18 protein-coding genes and 1 pseudogene are annotated in these 18418 nt (G+C 57.3%); 9 read left to right on the top strand and 10 right to left on the bottom strand.

What is annotated here, in order from left to right:
* Positions 1 to 174: 174 nt before the first annotated feature.
* The 3 genes from AC0QTX_RS20345 to AC0QTX_RS20335 all read left to right on the top strand — a co-directional run bounded on the left by AC0QTX_RS20345 (position 175) and on the right by AC0QTX_RS20335 (position 5898).
* On the top strand, positions 175 to 2010 hold the full coding sequence (locus AC0QTX_RS20345; RefSeq protein WP_474605643.1) for an adenylate/guanylate cyclase domain-containing protein: 1836 nt from the start codon (positions 175 to 177) through the stop codon (positions 2008 to 2010).
* A 1875-nt stretch (positions 2011 to 3885) separates the two neighbouring features.
* Complete coding sequence (locus AC0QTX_RS20340; protein ID WP_474605642.1) at positions 3886 to 4989, top strand: hypothetical protein; 1104 nt, start codon at positions 3886 to 3888, stop codon at positions 4987 to 4989.
* Between the two features lie 33 nt (positions 4990 to 5022).
* Entirely contained in the window at positions 5023 to 5898 is an 876-nt protein-coding gene (locus AC0QTX_RS20335; RefSeq protein WP_474605641.1) for a hypothetical protein, read from the top strand.
* 968 nt (positions 5899 to 6866) lie between these two features.
* Here the strand turns inward: AC0QTX_RS20335 and AC0QTX_RS20330 are convergent.
* Positions 6867 to 7471 (bottom strand): annotated as a pseudogene (locus AC0QTX_RS20330) (recombinase family protein).
* Between the two features lie 219 nt (positions 7472 to 7690).
* On the opposite strand from AC0QTX_RS20330, the gene AC0QTX_RS20325 reads away from it, so the two are divergent.
* Positions 7691 to 7888, top strand: a complete 198-nt coding sequence (locus AC0QTX_RS20325; RefSeq protein ID WP_474605640.1) for a hypothetical protein — start codon at positions 7691 to 7693, stop codon at positions 7886 to 7888.
* A 12-nt stretch (positions 7889 to 7900) separates the two neighbouring features.
* Here AC0QTX_RS20325 and AC0QTX_RS20320 read toward each other — a convergent pair whose 3' ends face one another.
* From AC0QTX_RS20320 to AC0QTX_RS20310, 3 genes are all read right to left on the bottom strand, one after another.
* Positions 7901 to 8083: a hypothetical protein gene (locus AC0QTX_RS20320; RefSeq protein WP_474605639.1), complete on the bottom strand. Its 183-nt coding sequence runs from the start codon at positions 8081 to 8083 to the stop codon at positions 7901 to 7903.
* Between the two features lie 50 nt (positions 8084 to 8133).
* The gene (locus AC0QTX_RS20315) at positions 8134 to 8457 is read right to left on the bottom strand and encodes a hypothetical protein (RefSeq protein ID WP_474605638.1); all 324 of its coding nucleotides are present in this window, start codon (positions 8455 to 8457) and stop codon (positions 8134 to 8136) included.
* Between the two features lie 223 nt (positions 8458 to 8680).
* Positions 8681 to 9718, bottom strand: coding sequence for a sensor histidine kinase (locus tag AC0QTX_RS20310; RefSeq protein ID WP_474605637.1), 1038 nt, complete (start codon positions 9716 to 9718; stop codon positions 8681 to 8683).
* Between the two features lie 291 nt (positions 9719 to 10009).
* Between AC0QTX_RS20310 and AC0QTX_RS20305 the strand changes: the two genes are divergently transcribed.
* On the top strand, positions 10010 to 10753 hold the full coding sequence (locus AC0QTX_RS20305) for a Crp/Fnr family transcriptional regulator (RefSeq protein ID WP_474605636.1): 744 nt from the start codon (positions 10010 to 10012) through the stop codon (positions 10751 to 10753).
* Between the two features lie 136 nt (positions 10754 to 10889).
* Here AC0QTX_RS20305 and AC0QTX_RS20300 read toward each other — a convergent pair whose 3' ends face one another.
* From AC0QTX_RS20300 to AC0QTX_RS20285, 4 genes are all read right to left on the bottom strand, one after another.
* Positions 10890 to 11069: a hypothetical protein gene (locus tag AC0QTX_RS20300; protein WP_474605635.1), complete on the bottom strand. Its 180-nt coding sequence runs from the start codon at positions 11067 to 11069 to the stop codon at positions 10890 to 10892.
* Between the two features lie 106 nt (positions 11070 to 11175).
* Positions 11176 to 11502: a hypothetical protein gene (locus AC0QTX_RS20295; protein ID WP_474605634.1), complete on the bottom strand. Its 327-nt coding sequence runs from the start codon at positions 11500 to 11502 to the stop codon at positions 11176 to 11178.
* Entirely contained in the window at positions 11495 to 11737 is a 243-nt protein-coding gene (locus AC0QTX_RS20290) for a hypothetical protein (RefSeq protein ID WP_474605633.1), read from the bottom strand. Before AC0QTX_RS20290 ends, AC0QTX_RS20295 begins: the two co-directional genes overlap by 8 nt.
* Before the next feature lie 1333 nt (positions 11738 to 13070).
* Entirely contained in the window at positions 13071 to 13952 is an 882-nt protein-coding gene (locus AC0QTX_RS20285) for a hypothetical protein (protein WP_474605632.1), read from the bottom strand.
* A 593-nt stretch (positions 13953 to 14545) separates the two neighbouring features.
* Here AC0QTX_RS20285 and AC0QTX_RS20280 point away from each other — a divergent pair.
* Positions 14546 to 14911 (top strand): hypothetical protein, encoded by a 366-nt coding sequence (locus AC0QTX_RS20280; RefSeq protein ID WP_474605631.1) that lies wholly within the window; start codon positions 14546 to 14548, stop codon positions 14909 to 14911.
* Positions 14912 to 15015: 104 nt separating this feature from the next.
* On the top strand, positions 15016 to 15210 hold the full coding sequence (locus AC0QTX_RS20275; protein ID WP_474605630.1) for a hypothetical protein: 195 nt from the start codon (positions 15016 to 15018) through the stop codon (positions 15208 to 15210).
* 3 nt (positions 15211 to 15213) lie between these two features.
* Here the strand turns inward: AC0QTX_RS20275 and AC0QTX_RS20270 are convergent, their stop codons facing one another.
* Positions 15214 to 15423, bottom strand: a complete 210-nt coding sequence (locus AC0QTX_RS20270; RefSeq protein WP_474605629.1) for a DUF2842 domain-containing protein — start codon at positions 15421 to 15423, stop codon at positions 15214 to 15216.
* Positions 15424 to 15581: 158 nt separating this feature from the next.
* Here AC0QTX_RS20270 and AC0QTX_RS20265 point away from each other — a divergent pair, with 158 nt between their 5' ends.
* A complete protein-coding gene (locus AC0QTX_RS20265; RefSeq protein WP_474605644.1) occupies positions 15582 to 16619 on the top strand; it encodes a COX15/CtaA family protein in 1038 nt (345 codons plus the stop codon).
* Positions 16620 to 16672: 53 nt separating this feature from the next.
* Here AC0QTX_RS20265 and AC0QTX_RS20260 read toward each other — a convergent pair whose 3' ends face one another.
* The gene (locus AC0QTX_RS20260; protein WP_474605628.1) at positions 16673 to 17083 is read right to left on the bottom strand and encodes a DUF1236 domain-containing protein; all 411 of its coding nucleotides are present in this window, start codon (positions 17081 to 17083) and stop codon (positions 16673 to 16675) included.
* A 486-nt stretch (positions 17084 to 17569) separates the two neighbouring features.
* Here AC0QTX_RS20260 and AC0QTX_RS20255 point away from each other — a divergent pair, with 486 nt between their 5' ends.
* Positions 17570 to 18244, top strand: a complete 675-nt coding sequence (locus AC0QTX_RS20255) for an AAA family ATPase (RefSeq protein ID WP_474605627.1) — start codon at positions 17570 to 17572, stop codon at positions 18242 to 18244.
* The last annotated feature ends 174 nt before the right edge of the window (positions 18245 to 18418 follow it).

Here is an 18418-nt window from a genome sequence, read left to right as displayed (position 1 = left end):
TCACTCATCTTGAAGAGCACGGCATCCATGATCGTGGATTATGGAGGCTCCAAGAGCTTGTTGCCGGAAAGATCGACCTGGATGGAGGGTGTCGCTCAACTGACAAGCTATAGGATAGCAGCGGTTTCCTATAGACGGCGCTGGTAGGAACCGCTGGAAGATGAGCATAGACGAATGCTGGACACCCCATCTGCCCAGCGGCACACTCTGCCCCAGAACGGCACCGAGGGTCCCATGGATCGACAGGAGCATAGGATCGAGCGCAGACTGACAGCCATCTTCGCGGCTGATGTGGCAGGCTATTCCCGCCTCATGGAACAGGATGAGGTCGGGACGCTTCGCACTCTGACGGCCCATCGTGAGATCATGGACCGGCTGATCACTGAGCATGGCGGACGGATCGCCAACACCGCTGGCGATAGTGTTCTGGCCGAGTTCCCAAGCGCCGTAGATGCCGTCCAATGTGCCGTAAGCGCACAGGAGACCCTCGCCCAGGCCATCCAAGATGCTCCTGAGGAGTGTCACCTTCAGTTCCGGATTGGGGTTCACGTCGGTGACGTGATGGTCCGGGGCAATGACCTTTTGGGCGATGGAGTCAACATTGCCGCTCGGCTGGAGGGCCTTGCCGATCCGGGTGGCATTTGCATCTCGGAAGCTACGTATAGCTATGTACGAAAGCCCCTGCCTCTGGCCTTTACCGATCTTGGCCTTCAGACAGTGAAGAATTTTGAGGAGCCCGTCCGTGCCTATGCCATCAAGGTAACCTCGCCTGCCGCAAATGGAATGGCAGAGGTGAAAACGCTCCACTTGCCTGACAGGCCCTCTATCGCCGTCCTGCCTTTCACCAACATGAGCCCTGATCCCGAGCAGGAGTTCTTCGCGGACGGGATGACCGAGGACATCATCACTGGCCTCTCGCGACTCAAGTGGCTATTTGTCATCGCCCGAAACTCGACCTTCACCTACAAGGGCAAGGCCGTCGATGTGCGACAGGTCGCTCGCGAGTTGGGCGTCCGCTATGTGCTGGAAGGAAGTGTCAGGGCTTCTGGCAAACGTATCCGCGTCACAGGCCAATTGATCGACGCGGTAACCGGCAAGCACATCTGGGCCGATAAGTATGACCGGCAACTTGAAGATGTCTTCGCCGTGCAGGACGAGATCACCCAAAATGTTGTCGCCACCATCGAGCCTCATCTCTACGCAGAGGAGAGCCTACGATTCATCAATCAACCTCCAGAAAGCATTGCGACCTGGGGCCTTGTCGTTCGGGCTCTCACCCTCATCAACAAGGTTGATCTGAAAGCAAACCAGGAGGCGCAAGCCCTTCTTACCCTCGCCATCAGTAAGGAAGCATCCTATGCCCGAGCTTATGCCATCCTGGCCTGGGCTAAGTGGTGGGAAGCCTTCAATCAGTGGCACTCAGACGGAGCCACCATTACCGATCTCTATAAGGAGGCTGAGGAACTGGCCGAGCGCGCACTGGCGCTTGACCCTGATGAACCTTGGGCTCGTATGATCATAGGATTGGCGCTCAGTGGATCAGGGCACCACGTCAGGGCTTTGGAGCAATTCCGCACTGCGCTCAGTGCTCACCCGAACTGGGCCTTGGGGCACACGATGTATGGCCTTGCTCTTGTCCGTGCTGGAAAGTTTGAAGAGGCTGTATCGGAGACAGGTCACGCGCTCCGGATGAGCCCGTTGGACACATTCGCCGGACTCTACACCGTCTTTCATGGGCTGGCTTTGATGGCATTGCGGAGGTTTCCGGAAGCTGTTGTTTATCTCCGCAGGTCCATAAAAGGTTATCCCGACTTCATTACTCACTACAATTGTCTCATCACCTGCTGCGGCCATCTCGGGCTTGTGGAGGAGGCGCAGACGTACCTACGGAATCGTGATCAGATCGCAGGCGCTCCCTATCGTGTGAGTGTAGTCCGAAAGAACATGAGCCAGTTTGCTCATGGTGAGATGTTCATAGAAGGATTGCTAAAGGCTGGAATCCCAGAATGAATTGCTTCTGCTGGTAATGATGTTGCTCGAACTCGATCAAGAGCAGTTGAGCGTCCTCAGACGAGCCTTAGAGGCGAGAGCCCGCGACATGCAACTGCGCCTGGGCAGCGATCCCGGTGATGAAGGCTTCCGGCGCGAAGCCACACTCGCGACACAGCTTCTTCGGCAGGTTGAGGGTTTAGAACGACAGGGTGGCCAACGCGCTCGGGATATTTTGAAGCCAGAGTTCTTGCCAGAAGAGGACGGAGACTGAGGACCGAGAGCCCATAGGTCAGCGATCAGAGGTGCGGTGCCCTGGATAGCGGGGTTCCAGAACGACCGCATGTTCCAAGGATGGTCCGGTGGCGAGGATCGTATGCCGGTTTATCAAGACCGCAACTGTTTCCACAAGCTTCTCTGCTTCATCACTGCGCAATGTGAGGCTGGACCTCCTTCGCATGCTCTGTTCTGCTAACCTGATGAGCAGATCAGGGGAGATCGCGAGGCATGCGTAAGTTTGGGGTGCTTACCGTCTTTGCTTTGAGTTGGATCACCGCGTCTTGCGCTGAAAGAATCGTGAATTCGGGCAATATACCCCAGCCAACTTCCCCGAAAGCTGCACCCAAGCCACAGCCGAATAATGTGGAGGTGAGGCGTCAGGCTGCAACGATGGTAGAGGATGCCAGAAGGCCCTCGGCTGTTCGCCCTCGTCAGATCACTCCAAGCTCCAGCGTGAAGCCAGAGCAGCCGCCAGAGTCTGAAGCTCAGCCGCCGCAAGCATCCGAACAGCCACCGGAAGCCCAAACCTCGCCCGACCCATCTATGGCTACTGTGCTTCCGCCGCCCTTGGAGACTGACGAATCCAACTTCCCGTTTGCCGCACTGATGCCTCCACCACCAGAACCTGCTGAGCCGACATTCCCTTCCGCCTCGCTAACCATCGAACTGCCGCCTCCGCTGGAGCCTGACGCGCCTGTCCTGCCAGAGGTGCCTATAGAAGCGGCGTTGCCACCGCCGCCAGAGCCTGCTGAACCAAGTTTTCCAATCGCCGCACTCATACCTCCACCCTCGGAACCGGCTGAACCGTCTTTGCCTTCACAGGAAGATGTCATCATAGAAGGTTCAATCCTAATCCCGCTCCCAGACCTTGCATCAAATCTTTCGCTTCGCCCGCAATTTGATTGGGTAGATACCGTAGGCTCTATCGAAGTGCCGCACAGCCCTTTATCGGATGCTCGTGAAGCAAGTCCGGAGGAAGGAATCCCAAGGCTAATCCGAAATCCTTGGCCACTCCCGATGGAAGGCAGCTAAGCGAACAAATGCAATCCGGCAGATTCAAGCGCTAAAGATTACCCAGAGGCCATTTCGTAGGGAGAGGGTAGTTCGGCCTATGGTTTCCCGCCTCTGATCACCTGGAGCTTTCGCTTGGACGGCGGCAGATCAGGGGGCTTTGGTGGACGGTCCCAATCCAAGAAGTAGGCTCCACAGTCTGGAGTGTCCGTTCCGGCTCGCCGGTCCCGAGAACATCCTCGCCAAGGACAGTCATGCGCTACCTTATCGAGAAACTCGTCGAGAGGAATCTCCGAGCCATACTTGGCCGCGAGGCGGGCGAGACGATACTCGCCCCGGCGATGGCATACGTTGCAAGCGATCCTCACGGTTACCCACGGGTACTCGGAGAGCCGTTCCACCATGCTCCTCTCCTGGCCAGCCAAGAACATAATAAGAACAAGTTATCTGGAGTTCCAGGAGAAGCCCGCTGAACTGTCAAGGTGTCATCCTATATGGCAACACAGGACGGCATCGGTAGAGCCATTCCCAAATCCGGATGATACTGGTTGCGCGATTCCCGCTTCGTGAGAGCCTCGCTGCATAGATGCGGCTACGGGAGTTTCCATGGATAGCGATCAAGAAAAGCAACCAAGAGGATTCCGTCCTATCGAGGGATGGGCACTTGGAGCCCTTGCAGATGCCGATAAAGTTCATCATGGGACGCTCTACACCGCCCTCTCGGCGAGCCTGCTGCGTCGCCAAACCATGTTCTTGGTACTCGCTTCTCTCAGTTGGACCTCACAAGATTTAATAGCTGCAAACATCCGCAATCTGAACCTGGACGGATGCCGCTCGGATGCCACACCTCTTCAGGTAATCAGCCACGCCCTTGTTGCATGTCGTCGAATTCGCGATCTGCTTCACGCGGCTTACGGACCCGTGGATGGCCTACTCGGAGTCCTTAAGCGTCTCGGAGACGATCCACTGCCACGAGACTCCTATGGCGACTTGATGAGTCTGCTGACAGAGCCGGAACACCGCGTGAGAGCGAAGGTCCTGGCGCAACTGCCGAAGATCACGTCGGCCCACCTAACCACGCTCTTGCGAATTGACGAGCCTTTCATTCTAAAGGAATTGGTCGAGCACCTCGATCCAAATGACGTAGCCAGATTCTCGACCGCTGTTAGGTTGGTCGAACATCTTTCGCCACAGATGACCTCTGAAGACCTCGTCACCTCGATCAAGTCCCTCCAACCCGACTCCAACTTGCACATTTGGTTACAATCTCAGGTCAAGCGCGCGACGGAGTTCCCCGTAACCCTGCCTGGACTTGATAAGGCTTTCGTCCCTCTCACCTCATCAGAGACGATCCGCGCCAAGGCCCTGGAATATCGCAATTGCCTCCGAAGCCGGTTTGGGGAAGTTGCGCTGGGGCGCACATGCTATGTGGAGTATCAGCCATCCCCGGCAATCATTGAGCTTACCGCGTTGAGTGAGGGCCGCTGGGCCTGCTTCGATAAGATTTACGGGCCGCGAAATGCTCGCCCGACCTCCGCTACCCGACGAGCGATCCTTCAAAAGCTGAGAGCTTCCGGGGTCTTGATCTACGCCCACCATGACGAGATCAGCCGCTGGAACCCACTGGCGCGTTGGCTTGGCGTGTTCGACCGCGACGAGGCCATTCTCGACGAGATTTTCGATATCACAACCTTCGAAGATGCGGCTTGAACAACACCTCCTCTGATCTAACAAGGAGTGCCAATGTCGAAGCAACTGGAATGGACGATCAAAGGCTTCATCATTGGCGCGCTGACCGACTATGTACTCCGCGTAGTATTCCGTCTAATATTCGGCGTCCTACGCGTCAGCGTCCGGTTTTGGTATTTTGTCTTTCCGCTGATCGCGTACTTCTACATCTACAATGAACTTGCCTATTGGTGGAACCGTGAGGGGGAACGGGACGCCACCTACGCATCGTTCCAGAAGGATCGCGTGTCCCTGATTAACCCTCGTGCCGTGATGACGAGTGGTGGGATACGCTTGATCGAGTTTACGATAGCCAACCATGCGAACGCGCGAATCTATCGGGTTTCTGCGACGTGTAGCTACGAGCCCGAGGAGTTACGGGAAGTGGAGCACAAGACCGACCGTATCTACACCGAGCATGCGTATGCTGGGCATATCGCTCCCGGTGAGACGAGGCGGGTCAAACTACCACTCGTCCCTAACGGATATCTATGGCAATCCAAATCGGATCAGTTGGTGAACCTCAGTTGCGAACCTCGGTTCGAGTATGAACGGGATGACCTCTTCCATGCCGACATGAAGAAATGGCGGCTCTCCTCCCAGATGGATGCGCACGTCTCTCATGAAATCGTTCCTGTCAGCCAACACGGCGAGTCCGTTTACCTCAACGTAATCGGAACCCTGACGAACAACTCACCCGAGATGATCAGGCTGGTGGTGATCCTTTGCGAAACCACAAACACGTTTGGCTTCATCAGCATGCATGGAAGACGATTCGATAAACTTCAACTGAAACCTGGAGAGGTTCTCCCATTAGTGGGCCGTGTAGCGAGATTGACAGGTAAACCCACCGCCGCGCTCTGCCGACTTGAGCGAGTAGAGAAGGCTTAGCTCTTGTCAGCAGCGCTCGCTCAGTAGATCAGTATCTCGCCGGTTCTCAATGGATAAATACCTCGACAATCACAATCGAGGACATCAATGCATTATCCTGAACTTCCCATGCCCGAAAATCCGGCCAAGCGTAGTCGGCCACAGGACATTGCTCGACTGAATGTGCTCAAGACCGAGTGGAACGATATGAAGTCGATTGTGTCACGTCACGGCCCCTGCGAGACTATCGATAGCAATTCAATGCCTGTCGTCCCCGGATGGCTGATCGAGGTTCTGTGCCGCGATGCGAGCACTGCTCAGGCAGTGATGGTAGCTTGGACTGAGTACCTTTATAAGAGTCCATATCGAAAGCGTCCCTGAACCTCCAGGACCAAATGAGGGTGCGATTTTTCATGGAATCTGCCTCAGAAGACGATAGGCATGGGCTCATGGTCATATCGCGGCTGCTCTAATCGAGGAATTGCTTTTCTCCTCTCGCCCCGAGACCAGATGGCCAGCTTCATGGACTGATACCGAGCCGACAACTCAGCCGAGGATAGCGAACCGGGACGGACTATCTGCACGATCTCCAATCGTAGGTTCTCAGAACTCAGAGGCCGAATGCTCGTGGGCCAGCGCGACTGGAAAGCCTCCAGAACCTCGGTAGCAGTCAATGATCCCAGGCTTCCAACCCCACGTACCCGTCCGTCCTGACAAAGCCAGACTTGCATCATGAACTCGTGCCACCAGCAGTCCAATCGCCTACGGTGATCAATGAAGTTTCGTGCTCCAACGCGGAAGCTCCAGAAGTCAGCCAATGTTGGTGATGGCAACGCCATCTCGATGGCGAACAACTTCCCGGTCGCACAGGCTTGGATACGATTCGCCAGTTGGCCAGCATATCGGCGGGTACAGACGGCACAGTCGGTTCGGGCGCAGCGGGATTGGGAACAGCACTTCTTCATCCTGGTATTTATGACCGACGATGCTCAGGTCGGAGTTGCTGCACTCGCTTCCGACTGGTCTACGTTTCCCTGAATGTCGGTCTTGAGCACCCGATATACGGACGCTCGTCCGATCCCAAGGCGCTGGGCAATGGCTGTAGCACCATGACCCTCGTCTCGTAGCAGACGAATTTCGACCGGATTGATCGTCGGAGGACGGCCCTGATAGGTGCGTTCGTGCTGTCGATTGCCTTGATGCGCCGGATGGCTTCGGTCTGCCTCTCCCGACGTAGGTTGGTTTCAAGCTCTGCAAATACTCCTAATAAGTCCAGCATGCATTTGCCAAGAGGTGTTGACGTGTCGATGGGTTGCTCGGTCGCTTTCAAGGCCACGCCCTTTGACTTGAGCACCCGCAGTATGTCCTGAAGGTCGGCAATGGACCTCGCAATTCTGTCAACGCGGGTCACACAGATGGTGTCGCCGTCTCGCACAAAGTCGAGCAGGGTCTGTAACTCGACACGACCCTCTCGGGTGGTCGCACTTTTCTTCTCGGAGCGGATGACAGAGCACCCAGCCGCACGAAGTGCATCGATCTGAAAATCCAGACTTTGGGAGGCGTGAGATACTCTCGCATATCCGTAGACCGCCATAATGACCTCAAGTGTCTTGTTTGGGTCTCATGACGGTATCCCGAGTCTCAAATCCCGCAACCAATTCATACGAGACGCTTCTGAACTATCGGAAGCGTCTCGGAACTGTGTCTTTTCAGAGGTTACTCAAATAAGGGGCTCGACCCATGGAATACTCCTCGGATCGTGGTAGACCATGTCGTCATGACCCAACCCGTCACCCTATAAACTGAGGCACCTATGATTTTTATCATCACTGGCGAAGGCGAGATCGGGCCGGTCTCCACCACGTCGGAGACCCCAATGGCAGCACTCCAGCAGGCTCGCAGGTTGGCGGACGAGGGTGCAAGGAACGTGTTGATCGACGCGGATGGCCAGGAATATGCCCCGGCTGATTTCAAGCGGCTCTTCGTTGAGCCAGGGCCGGTCGGGATGTAGTAGGATTTTTTCTCAAGGGGCCACTCTGATTTGAAGCACTCCTTCGATCCGGCTCACCATGAGAGGATTATCAGTCTCTATTATTAAGGTGTTAAACATCTCTTCTCGCGCGACGATCACCACGCCGCGCTCGACCATCAGCCTCTCCACGACATCGAGCATTCTCTCTTCAGTCGAGACAGTGTAACGCGCCATCAGAAACCCTCTATCCAGATCAGTATGATATCTGCACCGACCCGACCGATTTAGTTGATGTCGCTCGACGGGATTGGCTGATAGCAGTGGAGGTCAGGTGGTGGTTCCTCAGCCCATATCTCTGCTGCGAGCCCCAGCATCAGGCGCACGGCGTCCTGTAACGCGGGTGAGTTCGCGTGAACCCGCACACTTTCCAGAATGAGAGTCAGGCGGCGACGATCCCGCCATGGGAGTGCCGCAAGGCGCGTCTCAAGATCGCAACGTGTCGAAATTGAAACTCCTGCTCGATCTGCCGCCTCTTCGACTTTCATACTCAGCAGGCTCAAATGATAGCTGATGGTGCTCGGCGGCAAATCTGATGAACGAATAAACATAATAATGCTGGCTCATGAATACTGTCTGACCTAATCGGGCTGGGTTATGGTTCTTTGTTACTTGGTTGAACCCGCCAGGGGACACAGCGTTCCGCCGAGGCTGCTGATGGATGAACAGTTCGGGTCTTATGCTTATCAAAGCCTTAAGGGTGGTCCTTTCGGTGGCCAGCGCTCGCAAAAGGGGCCAGCCCATCCGGTTAACATCGGAAAGCGGGACTCGCTCCTAAGCTGCCGCGACCGGAAAGCAGACCTGGGCGCGTGTTCCAGGAGAGCGAGCCTCAATCTCGTGCCGACCACCAAGCTGAGCCACAAACGATCTGATCAGGCGCTGACCCAAACCGGTCGATGCCGCTGAGGAGGTGCTGTCACGAGTGGCGGATAGGCCGACCCCGTTGTCGCTGACGGCAAGGCAATATTCATCGTCTCTGCGCGTGAACGTCACGCTGACGCGCCCTTCACGATCATCCGGGAAGGCGTATTTGAGCGCGTTGACGAGAAGCTCATTGATGATGAGCCCGACCGAGACCGCCTGGGTGAGCGGGATCGGGTGACTTTCGGCCTCCACATCGAGGCGAATGGGGCGAAGGCCAATCAGGGCTGATTCCAGGTCGCGACAAAGCTCTTCGATGAACGAGCGGCTGTCCGCCCAGACGGCTCCCTCAGATCGCACCAGACGCCGCTGCACCTTGGCCATGACACTGACCCGCTCGGCGGCGGTCATGAAATCCTCACGCGTGGGTTCCTTAGCGCTACGGGCCTGAAGATGGAGCAGCGAGATCACCGTATGCAGATTGTTCATGATCCGGTGGTTCGTCTCAACCAGAAGCCCAGCCTTGTCAGCCTCCGAAGCACAGGTGGCCTCGTGCGCCTGCTTCAGTTCTGCATGAGCCTGCTTAAGTTGGCGATAGGCTGCATGCTGAGCCTCGATGATGAGCGTGACAGCGATTCCGATTACTACGAAGAGACACCAACCGAGAAACTGACCAGGGTCTTGGATTGCGAAGCTGCCGATTGGCTCCAGGAAGAAGTAGGCCGACAGGATGGCGCTCAGCACCGTCGCAACAAGACCGCTGCCTCGGTTGAAGAGAACAGCCGAGAGGATGAGGGCAGGAAAGAACAGAAGAAAAGGGAACTCCCTCAGTGAGTCAGAGAAAGTCTGCCTAAAAGCAAATGACAATATAACGAGGATAGCTGTCGCGCCGTAGCGAACAACCCAAGGTAGATGCCGAAGAGACCACGTTTTCTCGTATAGGTCCTTCATCGTAGGGAGGCTAATCGCCTTAGTATAGCTATTGTTCCCGGTGCCGTTACTTTGGCGTGATTTCTGAATATGGCAAAAACTTGATACGGCACGAAAAAGTGGTGCCCAAAATCCGTACTCTACCTGACCCGTAGCGAACACGAGCCATGTGCTCTCAGTGCATTTATTCTGCGATCAGCATGGCCGCTAACGAACGTCCCTGTCTGTTACATGGGCATGCCGTTGCCAGAAAAAGAATATTGGTGAGGATTGCTGGCAGACGGGTGCCCCATCCGCAGCAGGAAGCGCAACATGGCCGCAGGCCCTCACTCGCCCAACACCCTGATGATCCGTAAGCTGGAGAGCATTGCGGCCCTCTCAAACGAGGAGAAGCAAGCGCTCCAAGACATGCCGGTGCATGTTACAGTTCTCAGGGCCGATCAGGACATCGTGCGCATCGGCGACCGCCCCTCTCAGTCGTGCCTGCTGCTGGAGGGCTTTACCTGTGTCTACAAGGTGACCACGGAGGGCAAGCGCCAGATCATGGCCCTGCATGTCCCCGGCGACATCCCTGACCTGCAAAGCCTGCACCTGAAGGTCATGGACAACAGCGTGGCCACCATGACCCTGTGCACGGTTGGGTTCATCCAGCACGAGGACCTGCACCGTGTCTGCGACCGCTATCCCCGGATCAACGCCGCCTTCTGGCGCGAGACCCTGGTCGATGCCTCCATTTTCCGCGAATGGCTGCTCAACCTTGGACGACGCGAGGCTTTCACCCGGATGGCCCACCTCCTGTGCGAATTGCTGGTGCGCCTGAGGGCCGTGGGCTTGGTGGAGGACCACATCTTTAATCTGCCCATCACACAGTCAGAACTGGCGGACGCCATCGGCTCCAGCAACGTCCATGTCAATCGGGTTCTCCAGGAGCTTCGGGCCGATGGTCTAATCCGGACCACTGGGACACGAGTGACCATTCCTGACTGGGAAAAGCTGAAGGAAGCAGGCGAGTTTGACACGCACTACCTTCACCTTCAGCAGGACGAGGCAGCATAAGCCTGAGCCTTCAGCCGGTGCGGGTTGCCACTGGCTCATTTATTGGACCTTGGGCGCATGACAACGGGATACGCGCGGCGGCATCGAGTCAGGGTAGAAGAGGCTGAAGGCGGTGTTCCACCTCCAGGCTCTTCAATCAACTCACACAAATCTTGAACAGCACCATATCGGCTTCGGTCGCGAAGTTGGCGGCGACAGCCAGATTGCCGTCGCAGTCCATTCGGTACTCAAGGCGGTAGTTTGGGATGCTCAGATTGTCAGCGGCATCGTGCAGGCCCTCGATCAGGCTACCGACAGCAGCGTCGCGAAGAGGCACGGACCCAGCGTTTGGATACCCTCCTTTCTGTAGGGCAGTCCGGAGGCTGTCTTCTTCAGTGGCTATCGTTGATGCTGGGATCGTGTGAACGAAGGAGCAGTCAGGATCACGCGGCATCGTCCATGCCCCTGGCATTGACCGCATGCTTGAACCGCTCTCGGTCAGCCTTCGTCTCAAACATGCAAAGAGCAGCGACCCCGGTGCTTCGGCTCGTGTTCGTAGCTTTGGCGCGATAAATCTCGCACGACTGGATACCCAACCCATCAGCAAGATCATGAAGCTTCTGGATTGCGATCCGCTCAGCCAGATCGTTCAGAGGCACATGGTAAGCCTCAGGGAACCCATCATGCACGAGAGCGCGCATGATCTTCTCCTGGGTGTTGTAGAGGTCCTGGTGGGGGATCAGGACGGAAAGGCCGTTCTTCTCAACCATGGCTGATCTCCTCGCAGCGGAAGCACGAGCAAGGATGGCTGTTGCAGGCACAAGCCTTGATACGGGTCGTGCCGAACTGCATCTTGTTGGACCGCGTACCCGCAATGTTTAACAGCTTGAGATCGCCGCAATGACCGAGCAATGCCGATGCCGCTGACATCAATTTAGGTGCCTGCTGAGCAGAAGCTTCATTGTGAGTAGAGAAAAATTCATCTTTGTTTTGATAAAAAGACATTTGGCTGAAAGACCTACATTATCATCAGCACCAATTGCTGATAATCTGAACGTACAAGCTCACATTCCCCATTCGCAATATTAATATCAAGCAAGCAGTTTCTTTGTTCTAACTATTGATGCGAATAGCCTTCTGCTCAGACCAGTGAGATTTCTACTCTAATTGATTTCAGATTGACTGCTTCCAGACAGGTTTAGGGAGCCCGAGCCTCACTGCGTTCCCTCGGGCTGCTGATTTCGTGATCGCTTCAATTCGCTCGCATACTGCTCGCGAACCTCGTGATCACTCATCAGCAACTCATAATAATTTCAAGTAAAACACTATAATGCTAATATGATGGGGTTCATTTTCGGTAGATTTCAGACACACTTCTATCCCCCTGCCTCCTGAAAAGCGAGTAGCACAACGGTCCAGTGTCGTGCGTCTTTACAGAAGGCAGGGGAGAAGCTGGCTCATTTTCGGTGAGTTTCAGACAGGAATTCAGCGACGTATACCTTTTACCGGTAAGGAGGTGGCTACCCGAATCCTCCCTGTGTTCGCCCTTCTCGACAGGCGATGCCTGTCCAGCGGTTAGAAGCCGTGAGGCTTCTGCACTCACGCCAAGCAAATTCCATCAAACCGGACATGAGCAGATCGTCGTCAATTGTCAGACGGTACGATCATCTTTTGAACGGCTTCCCAGATTGCTCTGCCACGACCGCTCCGCGTGGGTGGCTTCCTGCCTCGTTCTACCCTCGCACAAGAGAGCGCTCACGTTCTTGGCTGGGTCGGCCACTATGTCTCAAGGAGACACCCTGGAAGTATAGTGTAACTTTATTTATCTTTGAGGCTCATGTCGATTTAATTCTTCGAGGTGACACAGATGCAGGACCTCGAAGGCTGAAATGCTCCCGATCCGGCATCGCTGAAGGAATGGAGCGCGGGGTGATCTCCATCTCATTCAGGATCAGCAGAGCAGTCCCATATGAGGGTTATCAGCGACCCTAAGATCGGGGTGGCGATCTTAAGTCTCCATCGCTATCACTCCAGCCAGTCTTCCGCGCCCACCACGGCACCATGCGGGGGCAGGGTGACTGGACTTGAACTCATCGAAGTTGGTGTCGCACAGGGTGCAGTGACCGTGCCTGAACTGCCATGTCTTCTCCATCCTTCGCCCAGAACTTGGTGCTGGCCTCCATCATATCTGAAGCCGCGACGAGGTTCGGGTAACGACCATCGTTCCTGATCGTCACCTGATACAGGCGGCAGGGTAGGTACAGGTCTCCGAGCACGGATCATCCTCCGGGTTGCGGATTCTGAGTCGGGGCAAGGTTTGGCGGGAGCGGAACAGCCGTTATTGCCGTCGGATTTCGCTTATCACGCGTTCGAACCACGCATCGTCTTTCGCTTTTTCCTGCGCTGAGCGTAGGTCTGTAACAATCACGGGTTTCGTGGGAGGCTCGACGGGCCGGGAACTTGGCACGGAACTTGCCCCCTGCGTCCCCGCAGAGCCTTTTTCCTTCTCCTTATTTTCTTTCTTTGGACTTGATGAAGGATCGCCGGAAGAAAAGTGCCGGTTGTTCTTCCAAGCCTCTCGGCCCTTGAGCCACTGGTTCCATTTCGGGGTCGGTGTGATGATGTTCGTCTCGTTGTATTGGCCCTGACGACGCTCAGTAACAGTCATGAGGCCAAGCTTTTCGCCCAGGCGCAGGGCAATCCGAGCCTTCCGCTCACCGCAACCGGCGAAAGCTCCGATCTGGGCGACGTAGAGGTCGCAGAAACCCCTATTGATGATCTCTATCCCAACCTGCGTGAGCACAGCCATCTCGCCAGTTGTTAGACAGGCAGCTTCGGTCGGCGGGATCAGGACACCTCTCTTGCCGTGCGCTAACGCATTGCGGCGTTGCCGTCGAGCTTTGCGGACCTCCTCAGGCGGGAGGCTGCGCGGACGATGATGGGGCAGGAGACCCGGAATTCTGGGCTGGACATTGAGTCGCCTCAGTACCTTCCCGGCGAGATTGCCGACGCCTTGATACTTCGTGGCGGTCGCGACCCTCTCGTCCGGGGTTGGCGGTCGCCGCGCCATGGCCGCTTCCTCAAGCTTCTCGGGCTCACCAGCGCCGAGACCGGCGATGTGCGCGGCGTAAAGCTCCTTCAGGAAGTAATCCACAGCCACGGTCTCGCGCGGCAGATTACCGGCTTCCTCTATCAGTCTCTTGAATAGTCGAGTTCCCACAACCACCACTCCGGTGGCCGTGCAGGCAAAGCTTCGCCATTCGCCAAAAATTGGCGTTTGACAGAAATGCGATTTTCCGGAGACTGAGAGGGCTTAATGACTCTTCGTCATCCGATTCGTCGGATCAGCAGAATGCCTCCGGTCCCACCCGGAGGCATTCTGCTTTTTAGGGCTCAGCTACACGACCGTATCTCTCCGTAAGCACAGAATTGTGCTCCAATCAGCGAGTCTGGCCGAAGCCTCAAGTCATTGCAAATTCAAGCAGAAATGCCTTTCCGTTGTAGGAAAATTGTCTTCGAATGTCTCTGTGGCTCTGCGTTGTCCCATATACAAGGTAATTGAACCTGTTCCGCGAGACCGATACCAACCGGCAGGCTGATCTGGTGCGCGTGCTTCTCTCGGTCCCCTTACGGACCGCTGGCGACTGACCCGACCGCGCGAGCCCCGTTAAGAGCTTGCTCACCATTCCGGCAAGATCGGCCGAAGTCCAAGCTTTGCCACAATCCGTTCAGCTTTCAGAGAGGTTTCGAACAGTATATCTCGTGACATGGAAAGGGAGACATGGAGCCTCCCTTCTGTCGGGGGTGATGATCATGGAGATCTTCCGTCTTATTTCCGGTACCGCCGCCGCTGTGGCGTTGGTCTCCGGCCTGGCTGTCGCCGAACCGGCTGCAGCGCGTGATCGACTGTCGCCTGGTGCCGCTGTGGCTCTCGGTGCTCTTGGAGGTCTTGCCGTGGGTGCAGCCGTAGGGGCCGCTGTGGCGCAGCCTCAGCCGCCTGTCGTCTACCGGGCTCCGCCGCCGCCGCCACCGGTTTACGTGGAGGAGCGTCGGGTGCCGGTCTACTACGAGCGGCCGGTTCGTGAGCGCGTCTACGTGGAACAATGCACGACCGAACGCTTCCGGGAATGGGTTCCCGGCTGGGGCTGGGAGCACCGCACCCGCAGGGTGTGCCACTGATTCAGTCGATCAGGCCCGCCTCAGAGCGGGCCTTTTCTTTGGAACGGTGGAGAACCGGGGTTTTGCTGCCGCGTTGATCGCATGAGAACCATGCGAGATTTGCCATGACCAGCACCCCGAAGGATCAGACCGGTTCCGACCAGACGAAGCTGAATCCAGGCGATCAGGCTGCACCGGGCACCCCCGGCTCAGGCGAGAACGTGTGCCCGGAATGCAAGGGCAGCGGCCGCATCGGTGCGGCGTCGTGCCAGACCTGCGGCGGCACCGGCACCATCATCGAAGGCGTCGGCGGCGCTTGAGCCTCAAGGTTTGTCCGGCTTCGCCATCCAGCGGATCAGGGGCATGAGCGGGACGACCCAGATCAGGCCGAGGACGATGTAGGCCACGGTCTGGATGAGCTTCGGTGCTTCGGAGATCCGGCCCTCGGCGACAGCCATGGCGAACAGCGCATAGAAGCAGATGAAGGCCAGCATCACCCCTGTGCCGATCAGTTTTCGTGCGCGCGTGCCCATGGTCTAGACCTTCAACTTGGCGATTTCTCATCACGACGGTGCGTCACCGGCATGAATTGCCTCATGGACGCGCAGCCTCTATGTGACGTTCATATCCTGGGTTCAAGCCCTAATCGATGATGAGAATGAGCATGGCTGTCGCAGCCTCCACCGAGGGCATGCCGCTGGCGCGCGTGCCTCACACCAAATCCCTGTCCGCTGTGCGCGCCTGGATCTACACCCTTGCCGCCCTGGTGGTGCTGATGGTGGCCGTGGGGGGCGCCACGCGCCTGACCGGTTCCGGCCTCTCGATCACCGAATGGAAGCCGGTCACCGGCGCCATCCCGCCGCTCACGGACCAGGCCTGGCTGGCAGAATTCGAGAAATACCGGCAGATCTCGCAATATGAACTCGTGAACAAGGGCATGACCCTGTCCGAGTTCAAGTTCATCTATGCCTGGGAGTGGGGTCACCGGCAGCTCGGCCGCCTCATCGGCCTGGTGTTCTTCCTTCCGCTGGTGTGGTTCTGGGCTCGTGGCGTGATCCAAGGCAGACTTGCCTTGACGCTCCTGGGCATCGGGGCCCTGGGAGGGCTGCAGGGTGCCATCGGCTGGATCATGGTGGCCTCGGGCCTGGAGCCCGGCATGACCGCTGTGGCTCCCATCAAACTTGCCCTGCACCTGACGGTCGCCAGCATCATTCTGGCCTGCCTCGTCTGGATCGCAGCCGGTTTGAAGGATCGCTCCCCTGCACGCGAGGTTCGTGCAGGCTACGCGCCGCGGATCGTGATGGGGCTGATCCTGTTCCAGATCGCTCTCGGCGGCCTTGTGGCGGGCTCGAAGGCTGGATTGACCTACAACACCTGGCCCTTGATGGATGGGGCTCTCGTCCCGTCGGCCTCCGTCCTGTTTTCGGTCTCGCCCTGGATCGAGAACTTCGTCGACAATGTCGTGCTGGTTCAGTTCAACCACCGCTGGGCTGCCTATGCCATCGTGGCCTTCGCCCTGTGGCATGCCTGGTCCCTGCGACGGACGGCACCGGACTCCAAGACTGCCAACCGGGCCACGGCCGTGGCCGGACTGACCCTCGCTCAGATGGTGCTCGGCATCGTGACCCTGCTCCTCGTCGTACCTCTCTGGGCCGGGTTGGCTCATCAGGTCTTCGCAATGGCCGTTCTGGGGATGGCTGTGGTCCATGCCCGCGTAAGTGCCGCCTGACATGAGAAAAGGGCGGCCTTTCGGCCGCCCTGATGCCTGAACCGCTTGGTCGATTAGCGGATGATCTGGACGATGCGGCGGGTGCCGGGCTCGACCAGAACCGGGGTGTCGTTCACGACCGTGTAGCGGTAGTTGGTGACGCCGTACTGCTGCGGAACCTCATAGTATTCCACGCCAGAGGACGGCAGGGTCGCGCCGACGCGGACCTCTTCCTGGTAGCGGTAGGACGGAACGCCCTGGGTCACCACATACTGGCGGAACTGCGGCTGCTGCTGCTCGGCGAGGCCGCCCACGATCGCGCCCGTCACGCCGCCAATGGCTGCCCCGACCGGACCGCCGACGATGGCGCCGCCAACGGCACCGGTGGTCGCACCGGCTGCGGCACCGCCGCCGGACTGAGCGACGGCGCCAACCGGGGCAAGGGCCACAAGAACAGCGCCTGCAAACAAGATCTTCTTCGACATGTGTCAGCTCCTAATTGGTGAAGTCTGGAGCTTAACGGCCAAGCAGAAGGGTGGTTCCGAGCTTTGAAAGCCCATCGGAACACGAATTGTGAATAATTCGGATCGGTTTCTTGCGTGACCCTGCCGGTCAGCGCTTACAACTTGCAGGCCGCGCCCTTCCAAATGGAATGGCTCTCTGGAAACTGGATGTATTCTCTGACATCCCAGTTGCTGGAGGGCGGCTCAGCCCCATCATGCGGACCATTGTGAGGCGCAAACCGGAGGACAGGTCGATCTCTCGCCAAGCATCGCGAAGCTTCGCAGGTCCCGTTCGCCACCGTCCATGAGCCGGAATTTGAGTCGATCAGACTAACGAATGATAAAATCACGGTGGGAACAGGGCTCGAATTAGGAAATCAGTACTTGCTCTGCTACAGGTGAACAATATTAAGATGGTCTTAACCCTCAAGCGCAGTGCTGCAGGAACAGGCTGATAAGGAGTCAGGCATGAACGTGCTGGTCTTTGCTTCGCGAAAAGGCGGCTCGGGTAAGAGCACGCTCGCTGCTCACCTCGCGAGTTATATCGCCAACCCTTCACGCCCCACATTGCTGATCGACAACGACCCGCAGGGGTCCTTGTCCTTGTGGCACAAGATCCGGAGCCAGGAATACCTTGGCCTCAAGCACAATGTCCGGAACATCGCGGATGCGATCCGAGACGCCAAGCGCGAAGGCTACGAGTGGGTCCTCGTCGACACGCCCCCGAACAAGTCCTCCATCGTTGCCGAGGCGATCAAGCAGGCAACTCTCGTGATCATTCCGACGAGGGCGAGCCTGTTCGACATCGCAGCCCTTCAGGATACAGTTGCGCTTGCCCGCGAGCACCGCAAGCCCTACGCAGCCGTGATCAACGCCGCGCCGGCCCGACATGGGGACAACGAGGCCGCCGTCGTGGCTGACGCCCGCGGAGCCCTGAATGCGCTCCAAGTGCCCGTTTGGGCGGGCCAGATCACGCACCGGCCGGAACTGACGCTGTCCCTCGCAACAGGCGAGGGCGCCAGGGAGTACGACGCAAACTCGCAGGGCGCCGACGAAATCGGCCGTCTTTGGACGGCGCTCGAACGCTCTCTCAACGCCATCCACAACACCTACAAGAAGGCGGGGTCATCCCGCGCTGCGTAATGCTTACGCAGAACCCCAACAAAAAGGGTGGCTTCAGGGCCACCCTTTTTGTTGTCCGAACATGCTGAATTAGCACTTTACGTCATCACCGCCTTGTGCCGGCGGTCCCGATGCAATGGTGCACAGCGCTTTTCCTGATCGGGATGGCCGGGACATGCCCGGCCATGACTGGGG

This window comes from Microvirga sp. jy35 (genome assembly GCF_056148915.1).
This window is presented reverse-complemented; position numbering and strand designations above follow the sequence as displayed.

Bases quoted from the DNA above. Each gene is read 5' to 3' on its own strand.
- AC0QTX_RS20320 (WP_474605639.1), bottom strand. From the start codon at position 8,083: ATGGCGCGTTACACTGTCTCGACTGAAGAGAGAATGCTCGATGTCGTG.
- AC0QTX_RS20325 (WP_474605640.1), top strand. From the start codon at position 7,691: ATGATTTTTATCATCACTGGCGAAGGCGAGATCGGGCCGGTCTCCACC.
- AC0QTX_RS20295 (WP_474605634.1), bottom strand. From the start codon at position 11,502: ATGGTTGAGAAGAACGGCCTTTCCGTCCTGATCCCCCACCAGGACCTC.
- AC0QTX_RS20305 (WP_474605636.1), top strand. From the start codon at position 10,010: ATGGCCGCAGGCCCTCACTCGCCCAACACCCTGATGATCCGTAAGCTG.
- AC0QTX_RS20340 (WP_474605642.1), top strand. From the start codon at position 3,886: ATGGATAGCGATCAAGAAAAGCAACCAAGAGGATTCCGTCCTATCGAG.
- AC0QTX_RS20290 (WP_474605633.1), bottom strand. From the start codon at position 11,737: ATGTCTTTTTATCAAAACAAAGATGAATTTTTCTCTACTCACAATGAA.
- AC0QTX_RS20315 (WP_474605638.1), bottom strand. From the start codon at position 8,457: ATGTTTATTCGTTCATCAGATTTGCCGCCGAGCACCATCAGCTATCAT.
- AC0QTX_RS20310 (WP_474605637.1), bottom strand. From the start codon at position 9,718: ATGAAGGACCTATACGAGAAAACGTGGTCTCTTCGGCATCTACCTTGG.
- AC0QTX_RS20275 (WP_474605630.1), top strand. From the start codon at position 15,016: ATGACCAGCACCCCGAAGGATCAGACCGGTTCCGACCAGACGAAGCTG.
- AC0QTX_RS20255 (WP_474605627.1), top strand. From the start codon at position 17,570: ATGAACGTGCTGGTCTTTGCTTCGCGAAAAGGCGGCTCGGGTAAGAGC.
- AC0QTX_RS20265 (WP_474605644.1), top strand. From the start codon at position 15,582: ATGCCGCTGGCGCGCGTGCCTCACACCAAATCCCTGTCCGCTGTGCGC.
- AC0QTX_RS20345 (WP_474605643.1), top strand. From the start codon at position 175: ATGCTGGACACCCCATCTGCCCAGCGGCACACTCTGCCCCAGAACGGC.
- AC0QTX_RS20335 (WP_474605641.1), top strand. From the start codon at position 5,023: ATGTCGAAGCAACTGGAATGGACGATCAAAGGCTTCATCATTGGCGCG.
- AC0QTX_RS20260 (WP_474605628.1), bottom strand. From the start codon at position 17,083: ATGTCGAAGAAGATCTTGTTTGCAGGCGCTGTTCTTGTGGCCCTTGCC.
- AC0QTX_RS20280 (WP_474605631.1), top strand. From the start codon at position 14,546: ATGGAGATCTTCCGTCTTATTTCCGGTACCGCCGCCGCTGTGGCGTTG.
- AC0QTX_RS20270 (WP_474605629.1), bottom strand. From the start codon at position 15,423: ATGGGCACGCGCGCACGAAAACTGATCGGCACAGGGGTGATGCTGGCC.